We start from the raw sequence: 14,364 nt of genomic DNA on the forward strand, positions 1-14,364 counted from the left end.
GGCGGCCTCCCGTTTGCGTCAGAAGCGGACGCCGAGGCTTGCCACGGCCTGGTCGGTCGTCGCGTCGCCATAAGTGCCGTCGGCAATGTCCTTGTAGCGCGAGCGGCGATATTCGAGGCGCCCTTCGAACGGGCCGGGCAATTGCACCTGCACGCCGCCGCCGAAGCGCAGGCCGCCGGCATTGTCGTCGAGTTCATCGAGCGAGCCCGAGGAAGTGAACGCCGTCGTGTCGAGCGAGGTGTAGCCGATCTTGCCGTAGGCGGCGATACCCGGCGTCAGGGCGACGCCGGCGCGGGCGCCGATGTAGTACTGGCCGTCGGCATCGAGGCCGTCGCGCGCGCCCGAGAAGCTGTCGGGGAAGGTCGTCGAGCCGCCGCTGGTCGAAAGCTCGCCCTCGACCCCGACGAAGGCGCTGCCGAGGCTGATATCGTAACCCGCCGTGATCCCGTAGACCGCCGAATCCGCGTCGGCGCTGACCGAACCGTCGGCCGCTTCGACGTCGATCCCCTCGTAACCGGCGATGGCGCCGACATAGAGGCCGCCGGGTGCGGTGTTGTCCTGCGCCATTGCGGGGGCGGCGGCAAAGCCGGCCCCGAGGGCGGCGAGGGCGAAAACTCTTTTCATTGCTCGTCCTTTCGCGTGCGTTGAAATGCACGCCGCCGGTTCAGCCCGCGCATCTTGCCCGGGCATGAACCGGCGGACGGCATGAGTGCGCGGCGCGACGGATCGCGGCCGCTCTTTCGGTCAGTCGGCGCCTTCGAGCCACTCCAGCAGAGCGCCCAGACAGTCGCGGCCGAGTTGCTTGCACCGCTCGGGCGACCAGTTCTGATCGGGATCGGGCAGGTCGTCGTTGTCCTTGTAGGGCATCTCCAGCGTCATCGCGGTGCAGCCGAAGCGGTGCGCGACCTGGGTCGTGCTCATGCTCATGTTCGCCTCGCCCGGGCGGGAGACGACATAGCCCTTCTCGGTCTGGAAATCCGGCGTGCGGCGCTCGAGGATCGTGCGGTAGCGGGTAAAGCCGGCGAGGTGCTCGTCGGTCAGGCCCGGAATGCCTTCGTAACCCGCGACGAAGACCGCCGGGATCGCCTCGTCCCCATGCACGTCCATCGCGAAGTCGACCCCGGTCTCGTCCATCGCATTGCGGATGGCGAGCACTTCGGGCGAGTTCTCCGCAGTCGGGTTGTCCCACTCGCGGTTGAGGTTCACGCCCTTGGCATTGGTCCGCAGATGGCCGCGGCGCGATCCGTCGGGGTTGCAGTTGGGCACGACGTGGAACCGGCAGCGAGCACGCAGCGCGCGGGCGATGGGGTCTGCGGGGTCGGTCAGACGTTCGAGCGCGCCTTCCATCCACCATTCGGCCTGGGTCTCGCCGGGGTGCTGACGGGCATAGAGCCACACCTGCTTCTCGCCTTCGCCCAGTTCGAGGCAGTCGATCGGCTGTCCGTCGAGGCTGGTGCCGAGACAGCGGTAGGAGACGCCCTCGCTCACCGCGCATTCGGCGACGAGATCGTGATGCCGCTCCATCGAATAGGGCGCGAAGTAGGCGAACCAGGCAAGGTCGCTGGCGGGCGCATGGCGGATCGTGAGCGTGCCGCCGTCGGCCTGCCTGTCGTAGCTGGTCGAGGCGGTCGCCCAGTAATCGCGGTCCTCGCTCACCCGGCAGTTGTAGTCGGGCCAGCCGAGCGGATAGGCCGAGCCTTCGAGCCCGGTGATCTTCAGCACCAGCTCGCGCCCCGCCGCCCCGCTGACACGGAAATGGAACCACTGCCGGAATTCCGACATGTGATCCTGGCGGATCGTCAGAGTGGCTTCGGCGCCGCCGACCGACAGCACCTCGATGTTGCCGCTGTCGAAATTGCTGTCGATCCGGATGTCGTTCACTCGCTGACCCTTACTTCTATCGTTTCGCCGTTGTTGCCCGGGAAGCCCCGGAACAGCGCGTCGGCAATTGCCGAGGCATTGGCACTGGTATCAGCATAGGGCGAATTGTCACTTACTGAAAATTGCGCGCGACCTTCCCAAAGTGTCGTGCCGCTTTGCTTGTCTTTTATCATGACCCCGATCTGGGTATCGAGCATCTCGCGCGGCCCGCCCCCGCCGAGATTGATGCCCACGCCAAGCCCGACCCCCGAGCCGTAGCTGCCGGTCGAACCGCCGACACCGACGTTGACCGGAGATCGCTCGCGCCCGCCCCGGCCGGTAACGAAGCGCTCCACGCGCACTTGCGCGATGTGCGCCGCTGCAGCGCGCGAGGCTTCGCGGTAGCCGAGTTCCTCCAGCTCGCGTGCGACCGCCTCCTTGTAGGGCGACAGCGCCAGCGAATCGCCTTCGACCCCGGGCGCTCTCTCGACGAAGACGGTGCCCTGCCCGAGCCGCGCCTGTGCGGCGGGGTCGAGGAAACGGGTCACTTCGACCGGACTGGTGACGGCCGGGGTGGCGCATGCGGAAAGCGTCGCCAGCGCGGCAGCGGCGGCGATCGCGGTGGGAAGGGTTCTCATCGGCGGGGCTCCTTCATCGGTCGCGCCATCAACGCGCGGATGCGCCCATCTGTGCCCGGCGCGCGGCAGAAGCAAACGGTTCGTTTACCGTGCATGGCCTAGCACGGTTCGATGGAATCCAAGCCCCCCGTCCTGGTGACCGGCGGCGCCGGCTATATCGGCAGCCACGCGGTGCTCGCGCTGCTCGATGCCGGCTGGCCGGTCGCGGTGATCGACGACCTTTCGACCGGGTTTCGCTTCGCCGTGCCCCCGTCGGTGCCGTTCTACCACGGCGATGTGGCCGACGGTGCGCTGCTGGCGCGCATTTTTGCGGAGCAAGGGACCCGGGCAGTCATGCACTTCGCCGGTTCGGTCGTGGTGCCCGAATCGGTCACCGATCCGCTCAAGTACTACGACAACAACACCGCCCGCAGCCGCGCTCTGATCGCCGCGGCGGTCGCGGCGGGCGTGCCGCACATGATCTTCTCCAGCACCGCGGCGACTTATGGCATGCCCGACATCTCGCCGGTCACCGAGACGACGCCGCAGAACCCCATCAACCCCTACGGCTGGTCGAAGCTGATGACCGAGCGCATGCTCGCCGACGTCGCCGCCGCGCACCCGATCAACTACAGCGCGCTGCGCTATTTCAACGTCGCCGGCGCCGATCCGCAGGCGCGCGCCGGCCAGTCGACCGCCGGCGCCACGCACCTGCTCAAGGTCGCCTGCGAGGCGGCCACCGGCAAGCGCAGCCATGTCGACGTGTTCGGCACCGACTACGCCACGGCCGATGGCACCGGCGTGCGCGACTACATCCATGTCAGCGACCTCGCTGCGGCTCACGTCCTCGCACTGGAGGCGCTGATCGCGCAGCCCGGGCGCTCGCTGGCGATGAATTGCGGCTACGGCCGCGGCTTCTCGGTGTTAGAGGTGCTCGACGCGGTCGACCGGGTCACCGGCGGCGCGATCGAGCGGCGCTTCGGCCCCCGCCGCGCGGGCGACCCGGGCGCGCTGGTCGCCGACCCGACTCTGATCCGCGCCACGCTGGCGTGGGAACCGAAATATGCCGATCTCGAACAGATCGTGTTCCACGCGCTGCAGTGGGAGCGGATGCTGGACGAGGTGCACCGGGAAACGCGCGATGCCGCTCCTCTGCGCGTCATGCCCGCGGCCTGAGCGTGCTTGACTTTGCCGCCTGCCGCCCTTAGGTGCGCGGCTTGATTTTCCGGCATCGGGGGACGATCTCCGGTGCCGATTTCATTCCCGGGAAAGACCAATGAAGATCCGCAACAGCCTCAAGTCGCTCAAGGACCGCCACCGCGATTGCCGCGTCATTCGCCGCCGCGGGCGCACCTATGTGATCAACAAGACCAACCGCCGCTTCAAGGCCCGCCAGGGCTGATGCCGGCCGCGCCGCGAGTCGCTCGCGGCCGCGATGGAGCGAGAGGCCTCCGCGAAAGCGGGGGCTTTTTGCATGTCCGCTAGGCAGGCGAATCGGGTCGACGCCGTCGTGTTCGACGTCGGGCGCGTGCTGATCGAGTGGGATCTGCGCGCGCTGTTCGCCAAGCTGATCGAGGATGCCGAGGAACTCGACTGGTTTCTCGCCAACGTCGTGACCCAGGAATGGCACTTCCAGCACGACGCCGGCCGCCCGCTGGCGGAGATGGTGCCAGAGCGGAAGGCCGAGTTCCCGGAGCATGCCGCGCTGCTCGACGCCTATGCCACGCGCTTCCTCGAAACGATCCCCGGCCGTGTTCCTGGTACCGACGCACTGGTCGAGCGGCTGGCGGAGCGCGGCGTGCCGCTGTTCGCGATAACCAATTTCGGCGCCGAGTTCTGGGCGCAGTTCCGCCCGACCGAAGCCCTGCTCGACCGGTTCGCCGACATCGTGGTCTCGGGCGACGAGCGTATCGCCAAGCCCGAGCCTGCGATTTTCGCGCTCGCGGCCGAGCGCTTCGGCCATGCCCCCGAACGCATGCTGTTCATCGACGACAACCGCGCGAACGTGGATGCGGCCGCGGCGCTCGGCTGGCAGGTCCACCACTTCACCGATGCCGGCAAGCTCGAGCGCGACCTTGCGGCGCGGGGCCTGATCTGAAAAAGGGCCCCCGGCGCGTGCCGGAGGCCCTTGCAGTTGCCACCCTGTGATGGAGAGGACGGGGTGGAGGATTACTTGTTGCAGCGGGCGAGGTCTTCGGCGTCAAGCGCTTCGCCCTTGGCCGTGAAGCCGGTCACTTCGCCGAGCTCGCGCGCGACGCGCTGGCATACGACGAGGGCACGCGAGTTGCTCTTGGCCGCGGCGCAGTTCGTGCCTTCGCACTGCCAGGCGACGCCGCTGATGATGTTGGTCTGCTTGGCCGCGGGTGCCGCGAGCTCGGCAGTGTAGAACGCGGCGCCGTTGGCCTGGGCAGGCACCGGCGTCACGGCGACGCCGAGGGCCAGCGCGCTGCAGACGAGCGCAAGCGAGGCGGTGCCGATGTTGCGGAGGAGGGGAGAGGAGAGATTCATCGATCTTGTCCTTTGCGCGAGGGGCTTTCAAACTGGTTCAGTTTCGATTAGCAACCTAACGAATCGCAAATTAGGTTGCAAGAGAAAACTTAGTTTCAATTTTGTGACGGCGCCCCTTCGCGTTACACAGGGCGCCGGGAGAATGATGCGATGGGCGACCTCAGAGAACCGCTACGCGAACTGACCTCTTGCGGGTTGCCCGAGGCGCTGGAAGTGATGGGTGAGCGCTGGAGTTTCATGATCCTGCGCGCCAGCTTCAACGGCCTGCATCATTTCGAGGAGTTCCTTAGCGAACTCGGCATCGCGCGCAACATCCTCTCCAACCGCCTCGCCAAGCTGGTCGAGCACGGCATCCTCGACCGCCAGCCCTGCCCCGACGACCGTCGGCGGATCGAATATCGCCTGACGGAAAAGGGCTACGACCTGCTCCCCGCGATGGTCGCCCTGCGCCAGTGGGGGCAGAAGTACGGCTCCGAAGTGGTCGAGGACCCGATCCTCGTTGACGCCCTCGACCGCTTGCCGATCGGCCCGACCTCGATCCTCTCCCACGACGGCCGCATTCTCGGCCCGCAGGACCTCCGCCTCGTCAAACCCGACCGCCTCGGCCAACGCGAAGACGGCACCCGCGCGAAGCCGGGCGAGACGCTGGGCCGCGGCGACCTAGCCTACGGCGACCGGGTGCAGGCGGCGGAATAGGGCTGCCGGAAGCACGAAGGCGGCGGTGCCACCGGCGCGGCCCGGGCAGATTGCATCCCCGGGGCAGATTACGTCATTGAGGGCTACCATGAGCCCGACTCGGTCCAATCGCCTCAGGCGCGAACTCGGCCTCGGCGGCGCCACGATGATGGGCCTCGGCTCGATGATCGGCACCGGGGTGTTCGTCAGCATTGGCATCGCTGCCGGTGTGGCCGGGACGGCCCTGGTCCCTGCCATCGTCCTCGCTGCGCTGGTCGCGGCGTGCAACGCGCTATCGAGCGCCCAACTTGCCGCCAGTCACGCCGTCAGCGGCGGGACTTACGAGTACGGCTATCGTTACCTCAACCCGACGCTTGGCTTCACGGCCGGCTGGATGTTCCTTTGCGCGAAGTCGGCATCGGCCGCGACCGCCGCGCTGGGCTTTGCCGGCTACTTCCTAAGGCTGATCGGCGGCAGCCTCGATGCGATGCCGTTCGTGGCAGCCGGAGCGGCGGCGTTGTTCACGCTGCTGATTCTGGGGGGAACCAGGCGGTCGAGCCGGGCCAACGTCGCCATTGTCTCCGTCACCCTGTTGGCCCTCGTTGCCTTTATACTGATCGGCGCGTCGAGAACGTTTGCCGAGGGCGCGGCGAATCCGCTGCTTTCCTTTCTGCCTCGGGAAACGAGTGCTTCGGCTTTCCTCTATGCGACGGCGCTGATGTTTGTCGCGTTCACCGGCTATGCGCGCATCGCGACGCTCGGCGAGGAGGTCCGGGACCCGGAAAGAACGATTCCGAAGGCGATCATCGTCACGCTCATCGTTGCGGCGATACTCTATGTCGGCGTCGGGGCGGTCGCGATTACCGGCATCGGGGTGGATCGGTTCGCGAACGCTCCGGGCGCGAAGGTGACCCCGCTGGAACTCGCGGCACGGGCGATGGAAGCCCCGCTGCTCGCCAGGATCGTGGCCGTCGGCGCGATCACAGCGATGCTCGGGGTTCTACTCAACCTGATTCTCGGCCTCTCGCGCGTCGCTCTCGCCATGGGACGGCAAGGCGATCTCCCGCCGATGTTCGGCCGCGTAACGACGAGCCGAACGACGCCGGCGGCCGCCGTCATCGCGGTCGGCATTCTGATTGCCGGACTTGCCTCTATCGGAAGCATCGAAACAACCTGGGCATTCAGCGCGTTCACGGTCCTGATCTACTACGGGATCACCAACCTCGCTGCCCTGCGTTTGCCGGACGATCAGCGGCTCTATCCAAAGTGGATCGCCATCGCGGGGCTGGGCGCGTGCATCTTCCTCGCCTTCTGGGTTCCGATCCCGATTTGGGGGGCGGGACTGGGGTTGATCCTGGTCGGACTTGTGTGGAAGCGCTTCGCGCCGGTCCTGTGGCGCTAAGGGCCCTTCGCGTTCAGGCGCGCGGGGGCTGGCGTCGATAGGAAAGGGCTTCGGCCACATGAATGCGGCCGATCTGCTCGGCGCCCGACAGGTCCGCGATCGTCCGCGCGACGCGCAGCATTCGTGTGTAGCCGCGCGCCGATAGCCGCATGGCTTCGGCGGCCTGCATCAGCAGCTTTCGGCCCGCCTCGTCCGGCGTGGCGAAGCGTTCGAGGGGATCCCCGTCGAGCTCGGCATTGGTGCGGGCGCCGGTGTCCTTCGCCCGCGCGGTCTGGATGGCGCGGGCGCGGGCGACGCGTGCGGCGACTTCGGCCGAGCCTTCGGACGGGGGCGGAAGCGCGAGGTCGGCTGTGAATCACGAAAGTACACGGGAATTTTGAGCCCCTTATTAGGCCATAATCCGACAAGCTAGATGGAATATCAGCAAAGCTAGCGAGACTAGTTGACATCAAAGGACAAGCTTATGCGACCACTTACACGTGGCGGTAGAGCTGTAATCTATTCTAAGGTCGGACTTATGGTCCTGCGAGAACACTTCCAGCAGCGAAAAATCGAGTCCACCTTCGGATCATTCCGCAGCCTCGTTCCTCTCAACACCCCGTCCGGCCCACAGGAAACGGAATCCGAACTCGAAAGCGAACTGCTCGATCAGCTCGCCTTCGCACCAGGCGTGTACGACCTGCTCACCCAGCCGATCATCGAGTACGAGGTCGACGGCAAGCGGCGCACCTACACGCCAGACATCATCGTCCAGCTTCACGCGTCGGGAGACCTGTCAGCGGCGAGATACATCATCGAGGTGAAGCGGCGCGCCGATCTTATCGCTAATGCGTCCAACTATGCGGCGAAATTCGAGGCCGCTCGCCGAGCTGCCGACAATCTGGGCGCGGCATTCCGTATCATGGACGATATTCGGATCAGGACACCATACCTACGTAATGCCCGAATGCTCAGCCAGCACCTCGAAACAGATCCGGAAATGGTGAGCGTCGACATCCTGCAGGACGCTGTCGGCCATGAGGCGATCAAAGTCGCTGACGCGATTGCACTCATGCGTCAGAACTGCGTCGAGGAGCCCGATGCCAGGGCGAGCATCGAGCAGTGCGTCGCCTGGCGCAGGCTGACCTGTGACCTCTCACTCGAATTCGGTGATCATTCGGTCATCCGGGTCCGCGATCTGGGTGAACGGGTCCTACGTCTCGATGACCCGATCCTGCGGTCCCTGGATGAAGCAGATGCAGCGTGATCGGTAGCTCCGACCAATAGTCGCTGTTTGCCGCCTCCAATAGAACCGTTCGGCGCGTCGAGCGCAGGTGTCCCCCATGGAGATTCTTCGTAAACATTTAGGGAACAAATGCTATAGACTCGGGTCCAGCACGATTTACTGGAGCCGCATCGCTTGCTTATTGGGACGAGAAAAGGGGACAAGGTCAGTTACGGTGGTGCACCGATGCGGGTCATCGGGGCACGCGACATGGACACGCTCGTCGTCGCCAGCGTGGAAGGCGAGATCTTCAACGCGCCGATCAAGGAACTCGAAGCGGAGGCAGCCAACGCGAAGGTGAAGGACGGAGTGACCGTCGATCCCATCCGCGCTTCCAAGATCGACGCCTATCTCTCCGCATTCGGTCCGCTGCTCGACAAGGACCGCAACACGAAAGCATCCGTTCAGCAGGCTGCCGACAGCCTCGGCATATCTATCTCGTCGGCCTACAAGGCGCTGGCGCGCTATCGCGAGACCGGCAGGACCGATCATCTCCCTCCGCCCACCAGGCCGGGAGGCAGGGGCAAGCCACGCATCAATCATCGGGCGCAGCAGATCATCGAGGAGGTGATCGAAAAGGTGGTGCTGACAAGGCAAGGCGCCTCGCCCCGCAAATTCTATCGCGAGGTGAAGCGCCGGCTCGAAAATGCCGGGCTGCAGGTATCGCAATCGACGCTAGCGGACCGCTTGTCCCGGATACCCGAATACAGGTTCACGAAGGCGCGCAAGGGCTATAACGAGACGCGGAAGACCCACGATCCCATCCTCGACCACTACCCGGACGTCCGGCGTCCGCTGGAAGTCGTCCAGATCGACCACTGGAAGGCCGACATCGAAATCCTGTCCGAGGACCGCACCGAGGTCATCGGGCGGGTGTGGATAACACTCGCGATCGATGTCTTCTCGCGGATGGTCTTCGGCATGCATGTCGGACTCGACGCGCCGAGCACGATGACCTTCGGCATGGCCATGATAAACGGCATGACAAGCAAGGACGCGGTCGCGAGCGAACATGGGATCGAGTGGGACAATCCCATCCGAGGAAAACCCGTCAGGCTGGAGGCCGACAACGCCGGTGAATTCACCGGCAAGTCCGCGCGGGCCTCGGCCAAGCACTTCGGCATTCGTCTCAAATGGAGGCCCATCGGCCAACCGCAGTACGGCGCGCACATCGAGCGCCTGAACGGAACCCTCGCGACGAGGTTCAAGGATCTCCCCGGTGCGACAGGAGCGACCGCCGACCAGCGCAAGCAACTCCGTCCCGAGATGACCGCCGCGTTCACCCTGCAGGACGTGACCAAGCACGCCTGGCTCATGGTCGACGAGTATCACAACGAGGTTCACACGGGCATCGGCAAGACGCCGCTGGAGAAGTTCAAGGGCTACTACTTCGGCCCCCACGGTCAGCGTCACCGGCTCCCGCCGGTCTTCGTCGACAATCTCCAGTTCCGGATGCATTGGTTCCCGCTCGTGACCCGGACCATCCAGCGATACGGCATCCGTATCGATCACTTGGACTACTACAGTCCGGCACTTCGGTGGCTGGTGCGGAACCGCAAGAACTACGGCCCCGTCGAAGTCAGGCGGCATCCATTCGACGTGCGAGTCATCTATGTCCGGCATCCCGACCGGAAGACCGAGAGCCCGGACAGCGACGATAGCGACGAGTGGATCGCGGTTCACATCCGCCAATTGAGCTTCCCGCTCGCCAGCATTTACGAACTGCAGCAGGCGCGCCGCGAGGCCCTGAGACGGTCGCGCGAACGCACGCCCGAAGTGCTGGCCAAGATCATTACCGAACAGCAGAAGCACATCGAAGAGGCCAAGAAGAAGACCAAGACCGCCCAACGCGAAGCTGCACGGAAGATGCATCATGACCGGATGAGGGAAGGTGCCTCCACTCCTTCTGTGCCTGTGGTGGACACGGCTACAGGGAGGGATTCCATCCAGACCCCGCCAGACCCGAAACATCTGGGTCCAGCCGCACAGCCGGTTGCCCCGAAATCTGACGAGGGCAGCCTAGCGGCAATCCTCGCCGACATCAGCGATGAGGAACTCGACGAGGTATTCGAATGAGTGGCTACTACGAGAACGGGGCTCTCAGGCCCGAGATGCAGGAATTCCTGGACATCGACGGGCGGGAGCGCCTCTATCGTTGCTGGGACAGGGTATGGGTGCCCACGCCGTCGACGAAGGAGGCGTTCCTCGCTCTCCAGGACTGCATGAACGCGGCTCCGTCGACGAAGCCACGGGGGCTGATCATCGCGGGCGAAGCTGATACGGGCAAGAGCAGAACCCTGACCGCGTTCCGGGATCTCCACCCGCCGCAGATCGATCTGCGAACGGAATATGCCGAGTTCCCGGCAATCTACTTGACCGCACCCGACAACCCGGATCCAGTCATCCTGCTCAAGAAGATCCTGATCGAGCTCGGACATCCCCTGCGCTACAATCCATCTCCTGCCGATCTGCGCAGCCACGTCATCATGATGCTGAAGTCTTGCCGTGTGGGCACGGTGATGATCGACGAGGTCCACGACATCCAGCGTGACAACCGGATGAACTCGAAGCTCGTCGACTTCCTCACGTTCATGAAGAGCCTGATCAACGAAACCGGGCGGCCCTTCGTCGTCGGCGGAACGCATGAGGTCCGCGACCTGATGGCGAGCGACGACCAGATCGCGGGGAGGCTGAATAGGGTCGTGAAGCTGAAACCGTTCACTCTTGCGGAATTCGTGAAGGTGCTACTTTCGTTCGAGCGCATGCTGCCATTGCGCCGAGCATCCGTCTTCCGGTCCAGCGAAGACGTGATCCAGGCCCTCTATTCGCTTTCACAGGGCTACATCGGTCGGCTCAACTACCTGCTGCACGATGCCTGTCAGGTGGCCATCGAAAGCGGTGAGGAGCGGATCACCGCCTTCACGATCGACAAGATAAAGGACCGCAGCATCGTATCAGTCGGTCGCCGGGCCGCCTGATGGTTTCGGAAAGGCTCACTCCACGGCGCAGACATCTCGAGTTGCCGCCCTGGCCATACCAGCCGAAACCGCAACCCGACGAGCTGCTCTCGTCCTATCTCTGCCGTCTCGCGGCCGGTATGGACCTGAAGCCGATCACGTTCCTCAACACGATTTTCGGATCGAGGAAGAACCTGCTCGCCCAAGACCTCGACAACTACGCTCCGGATCGGATCATCGAACGGATCTCGATCGGCACGCAACGCTCGCCGGACGAGATCGCCGCCTGCACGCTGCCATCATTGGTCGGCACCCTGCTCACCACGCACAATCCGAAGGGGAGGAACCCTTGGCTGCTGCCGACCACCATCGACAACAACCTCAGGCACCGTTTTGGCCTCCAGTACTGCGCAGACTGCCTGACCGAGGACGATCGCCCACACTACCGCAAGGTCTGGCGGCTGGCGTTCGTCACGACCTGCACAAGGCACGGAAAGATGCTTCGCGACAGGTGTCCCGAATGCGAATCGCCGCTGCACCCCCATGCTGCCGCTACGGCGATGCACTGCTTCAGGTGCGGAAGCGACGTGCGGGAAGGGAAACAGGCATGGACGAGGCCGGATCACGTTGTATGGCAGTCCCGTCTAGAGCGCAGCCTCCGCACGGGCTGGTTGCAGCTCGGGGACGAAACGCTGAGGTCGCACGTGGGCTTCGCGATCGTCCGGCAGGTCGCCACGCTCTTCGTGAACGGCAGGAAGGCGGATGCATTTCGCAACGCCGTCGCACGCGACTGGGACGGGGATCCGGTTCCGTATGCGAAACCGACTGCCCGTCAGCCGATCGAATACCTCTCGATCGAGGAACGTCATCGCCTGTTCGATCTGGTGGAACGCGTCATGGCCGGTTGGCCCTTCAGGTTCGTCCACTCCTGCGCGGAAGCCGGCATCCAGCGTTCCCATGCCATCAAGGACATGCGTTCACCGCCCTTCGCCTACGAGACCATCCTGCGATCGTATCTGGATTCCAGGCCCTACTACCCTAGCGAGCCCGAAGTCGCCGCCGCTGCCGGTTGGTTGCGGCGGACCAAAGGCAAAGCGACGTACCGTGACCTCAAGATGATCTGCGGCGAGAGCCGCGCGGCGATCTACCGGCACATGGACTACGAGAGGAAGCAGGCCAGACCGTCCAGGTGGCGGGTCGAAGCCATGGCGGATGCGCCGAACTAACGTCGGGCCTTTTCCAGCACCGTTTCCAGCCGACGAATCATCGCGTCCCTGAACGCTCCGGCATCGCCCCACAAATTTTGAGCTCGGTTGACGGACACGATATCAAACACGTCGGACCTACATCTCGGCGAACGCCAACGCCCGCCGATGGCATCGCTGGCCTTGCGAGCGGCATTGGCTAGCACTCGGTCTGGCGTCGAGCCATCTCGTGGGATCAGAATGCCCAAGCTCACCTCATCACCCGACGGAGAGCCGCGATCGACCACCAACAGCCTGATGCCGTCCGAGCGGATCTTGGCCACGAGTGGCTCCCGTTCGAAATCTAGGCCGCCGTAGGGAGAGCTTGCCCCGACAGGATCATGACGTGGCAAGGCAATCATGTTCCAACCCTGCTGTTCGCAAGCGGCTTCGAGGGCCGTCCATGTCTTTCGCAATGCTTCCACCATAGAACGCGATGGCTGATTGTCTTCGATCATCTCACCGCGCCGGGTAACGGCGGACCCGATCTCGGGATCGGCTCCTGGCTGTCGACCACCCGTGCCGAATAGCGCGTCCACACGACGCTGCTCACCGATGATGTTCTCGGTTCCCCGACTTCCGCCACCCACATCAATGTGGGCCACTTGGATTCCAGTAGCGTCGATCTTCCCACTTGTACCGGTCTGGACGGTCAGAGGATGACGGGAAGGAGACGCGGCCCTTCCGGTGGCGAGAGCTGGGCGCATCGCATTCGAGAGGCGCATGCGGCCACCGGCGGCGGGTTGCGAGACATCCGTCACGCGGGATGATCCCGGATAGCGGACCTCGATCCGTTCGAAATCGAAAGGAACCGTTATCTCGTCGATGTGCGACACGACGAACCGTCTCAACCCGTTTGTTCGCCGGATCCACCTGCCCGAGACCCTCATCGGGATTGGGTCCTTCCAAGGCCAGGCCACATTCACGTGAACCGCTTGCGCATCCCTCCATGCAGGATTCACGCTCAGCTGCTGATAGACCTGACGATGCAAGGTGCGCATGGCCTCGTCGAACAGCACCGCCGCAACGACGAGCGCCCTGTCATCCGTCATGTCCTTACTCGACGCGATGATGGCCGTACCGTTCGTATCGATGAACGATCGACCTCGGTCGATCGGGGAGCGGTCGGGCGCAGCCGGCCCTCCGTGCAAACCGTCGAAGAGTTCGAGGAGCACGTCGTTGCCGACGCCGAAGAGGCAGCGGATGAGCTCCATTTTGGGCAGAAGAATCACGCGCCGCTTCGCTACGCGGCCGTCCGCGCCGGCGGCTTCGAGGAGAAAGCAGGGTGCATCGGCGATGCCGAGGGTTGGAAAAGGTCGGCAACCCGGTGGCTGAACACGATCGCCCAAACCGAGGGTCTCGTCCCTAATCTTATGGAACTGACCAGCTTCGGCCCTGGTCGGGCCGCTGCCAGCGTATGCTCCATTCTCCCACCTAGTGCCCGGCACCAGAAGATCTAGCTGTCCACAGCCGACCCATTTCGAGACCGCATCCATATCAGGGTCGAAAGATGGTCGGTCCATATCGATAGCCAGCATCACTTGGCACTCGACTTCCTGGGCACCACCGGTTGGTTGCCGAACACGCCCGAGGCCTACAATCTCACCTACTCCGCCGATATCTTTGAACTCGCCGATCCTCGGCGTCCGAATCGTCATCGGATAACCGTAGCAAAGTCATGGTAAACATTTCGGGGCCGGCATACGCGTCGTAGAAACAGTTGCTTTGCAGGATGGTCGCAAGACGCCCATACGCGATCGGGATCGTCAGCACGTACCTGATCGTCCACGGCACGGCGGACCACGGAAAGGCCAAGCCCAACACCGAAGCGGAAACA

At 64.3% G+C, this 14,364-nt stretch carries 14 protein-coding genes and 1 pseudogene; 9 read left to right on the top strand and 6 right to left on the bottom strand.

The annotated features are described in order from the left end of the window. Positions 1–18 precede the first annotated feature (18 nt). From JNO53_RS05315 to JNO53_RS05325, 3 genes are all read right to left on the bottom strand, one after another. A complete protein-coding gene (locus JNO53_RS05315; protein ID WP_203108412.1) occupies positions 19–624 on the bottom strand; it encodes an outer membrane protein in 606 nt (201 codons plus the stop codon). 120 nt (positions 625–744) lie between these two features. Beyond that, positions 745–1,881 carry a M14-type cytosolic carboxypeptidase gene (locus tag JNO53_RS05320; protein ID WP_203108414.1) on the bottom strand — a complete coding sequence of 379 codons (1,137 nt, stop codon included), beginning with the start codon at positions 1,879–1,881 and terminating at the stop codon, positions 745–747. Beyond that, a complete protein-coding gene (locus tag JNO53_RS05325) occupies positions 1,878–2,498 on the bottom strand; it encodes a DUF4136 domain-containing protein (RefSeq protein ID WP_203108416.1) in 621 nt (206 codons plus the stop codon). Before JNO53_RS05325 ends, JNO53_RS05320 begins: the two co-directional genes overlap by 4 nt. 111 nt (positions 2,499–2,609) lie before the next feature. On the opposite strand from JNO53_RS05325, the gene galE reads away from it, so the two are divergent. The 3 genes from galE (at position 2,610) to JNO53_RS05340 (ending at position 4,575) form a co-directional block, all read left to right on the top strand. After that, entirely contained in the window at positions 2,610–3,653 is a 1,044-nt protein-coding gene (galE, locus tag JNO53_RS05330) for a UDP-glucose 4-epimerase GalE (protein WP_203108418.1), read from the top strand. A 100-nt stretch (positions 3,654–3,753) separates the two neighbouring features. Next, positions 3,754–3,879 carry a type B 50S ribosomal protein L36 gene (ykgO, locus tag JNO53_RS05335; RefSeq protein ID WP_029941846.1) on the top strand — a complete coding sequence of 42 codons (126 nt, stop codon included), beginning with the start codon at positions 3,754–3,756 and terminating at the stop codon, positions 3,877–3,879. 72 nt (positions 3,880–3,951) lie between these two features. Further along, positions 3,952–4,575 (top strand): HAD family hydrolase, encoded by a 624-nt coding sequence (locus tag JNO53_RS05340; protein WP_203108420.1) that lies wholly within the window; start codon positions 3,952–3,954, stop codon positions 4,573–4,575. A 71-nt stretch (positions 4,576–4,646) separates the two neighbouring features. Here JNO53_RS05340 and JNO53_RS05345 read toward each other — a convergent pair whose 3' ends face one another. Beyond that, positions 4,647–4,985, bottom strand: coding sequence for a CC_3452 family protein (locus tag JNO53_RS05345; protein WP_203108422.1), 339 nt, complete (start codon positions 4,983–4,985; stop codon positions 4,647–4,649). A gap of 150 nt (positions 4,986–5,135) precedes the next feature. Between JNO53_RS05345 and JNO53_RS05350 the strand changes: the two genes are divergently transcribed. Both JNO53_RS05350 and JNO53_RS05355 read left to right on the top strand, forming a co-directional pair. Beyond that, a complete protein-coding gene (locus JNO53_RS05350) occupies positions 5,136–5,681 on the top strand; it encodes a winged helix-turn-helix transcriptional regulator (RefSeq protein ID WP_203108424.1) in 546 nt (181 codons plus the stop codon). Positions 5,682–5,769: 88 nt separating this feature from the next. Continuing rightward, positions 5,770–7,062, top strand: coding sequence for an APC family permease (locus tag JNO53_RS05355; protein WP_203108426.1), 1,293 nt, complete (start codon positions 5,770–5,772; stop codon positions 7,060–7,062). Between the two features lie 13 nt (positions 7,063–7,075). Here JNO53_RS05355 and JNO53_RS05360 read toward each other — a convergent pair. Beyond that, positions 7,076–7,411: pseudogene (locus JNO53_RS05360) on the bottom strand (YifB family Mg chelatase-like AAA ATPase); the annotation flags it as partial. Between the two features lie 168 nt (positions 7,412–7,579). Between JNO53_RS05360 and JNO53_RS05365 the strand changes: the two are divergent. The 4 genes from JNO53_RS05365 (at position 7,580) to JNO53_RS05380 (ending at position 12,509) form a co-directional block, all read left to right on the top strand. Then, the gene (locus JNO53_RS05365) at positions 7,580–8,308 is read left to right on the top strand and encodes a TnsA endonuclease N-terminal domain-containing protein (RefSeq protein ID WP_203108428.1); all 729 of its coding nucleotides are present in this window, start codon (positions 7,580–7,582) and stop codon (positions 8,306–8,308) included. 327 nt (positions 8,309–8,635) lie between these two features. Beyond that, positions 8,636–10,402 carry a Mu transposase C-terminal domain-containing protein gene (locus tag JNO53_RS05370; RefSeq protein ID WP_203108430.1) on the top strand — a complete coding sequence of 589 codons (1,767 nt, stop codon included), beginning with the start codon at positions 8,636–8,638 and terminating at the stop codon, positions 10,400–10,402. Continuing rightward, positions 10,399–11,304 (top strand): TniB family NTP-binding protein, encoded by a 906-nt coding sequence (locus JNO53_RS05375; protein WP_203108432.1) that lies wholly within the window; start codon positions 10,399–10,401, stop codon positions 11,302–11,304. Before JNO53_RS05370 ends, JNO53_RS05375 begins: the two co-directional genes overlap by 4 nt. Then, positions 11,304–12,509: a TniQ family protein gene (locus JNO53_RS05380; RefSeq protein ID WP_203108434.1), complete on the top strand. Its 1,206-nt coding sequence runs from the start codon at positions 11,304–11,306 to the stop codon at positions 12,507–12,509. Before JNO53_RS05375 ends, JNO53_RS05380 begins: the two co-directional genes overlap by 1 nt. On the opposite strand, the gene JNO53_RS05385 is transcribed toward JNO53_RS05380, so the two are convergent. Then, positions 12,506–14,185 carry a hypothetical protein gene (locus JNO53_RS05385; protein ID WP_203108436.1) on the bottom strand — a complete coding sequence of 560 codons (1,680 nt, stop codon included), beginning with the start codon at positions 14,183–14,185 and terminating at the stop codon, positions 12,506–12,508. The two genes, JNO53_RS05380 and JNO53_RS05385, sit on opposite strands and share 4 nt — an antisense overlap. Positions 14,186–14,364 lie beyond the last annotated feature (179 nt).

Source organism: Altererythrobacter sp. C41, assembly GCF_016803135.1.
Taxonomy (GTDB): Bacteria; Pseudomonadota; Alphaproteobacteria; order Sphingomonadales; family Sphingomonadaceae; genus Pelagerythrobacter.

Excerpts from the sequence above, each read along its gene's own strand:
- JNO53_RS05315 (WP_203108412.1), bottom strand. The coding sequence starts at position 624 with ATGAAAAGAGTTTTCGCCCTCGCCGCCCTCGGGGCCGGCTTTGCCGCC.
- JNO53_RS05325 (WP_203108416.1), bottom strand. The coding sequence starts at position 2,498 with ATGAGAACCCTTCCCACCGCGATCGCCGCCGCTGCCGCGCTGGCGACG.
- galE (WP_203108418.1), top strand. The coding sequence starts at position 2,610 with ATGGAATCCAAGCCCCCCGTCCTGGTGACCGGCGGCGCCGGCTATATC.
- ykgO (WP_029941846.1), top strand. The coding sequence starts at position 3,754 with ATGAAGATCCGCAACAGCCTCAAGTCGCTCAAGGACCGCCACCGCGAT.
- JNO53_RS05340 (WP_203108420.1), top strand. The coding sequence starts at position 3,952 with ATGTCCGCTAGGCAGGCGAATCGGGTCGACGCCGTCGTGTTCGACGTC.
- JNO53_RS05345 (WP_203108422.1), bottom strand. The coding sequence starts at position 4,985 with ATGAATCTCTCCTCTCCCCTCCTCCGCAACATCGGCACCGCCTCGCTT.
- JNO53_RS05350 (WP_203108424.1), top strand. The coding sequence starts at position 5,136 with ATGGGCGACCTCAGAGAACCGCTACGCGAACTGACCTCTTGCGGGTTG.
- JNO53_RS05355 (WP_203108426.1), top strand. The coding sequence starts at position 5,770 with ATGAGCCCGACTCGGTCCAATCGCCTCAGGCGCGAACTCGGCCTCGGC.
- JNO53_RS05365 (WP_203108428.1), top strand. The coding sequence starts at position 7,580 with ATGGTCCTGCGAGAACACTTCCAGCAGCGAAAAATCGAGTCCACCTTC.
- JNO53_RS05375 (WP_203108432.1), top strand. The coding sequence starts at position 10,399 with ATGAGTGGCTACTACGAGAACGGGGCTCTCAGGCCCGAGATGCAGGAA.
- JNO53_RS05380 (WP_203108434.1), top strand. The coding sequence starts at position 11,304 with ATGGTTTCGGAAAGGCTCACTCCACGGCGCAGACATCTCGAGTTGCCG.
- JNO53_RS05385 (WP_203108436.1), bottom strand. The coding sequence starts at position 14,185 with ATGACGATTCGGACGCCGAGGATCGGCGAGTTCAAAGATATCGGCGGA.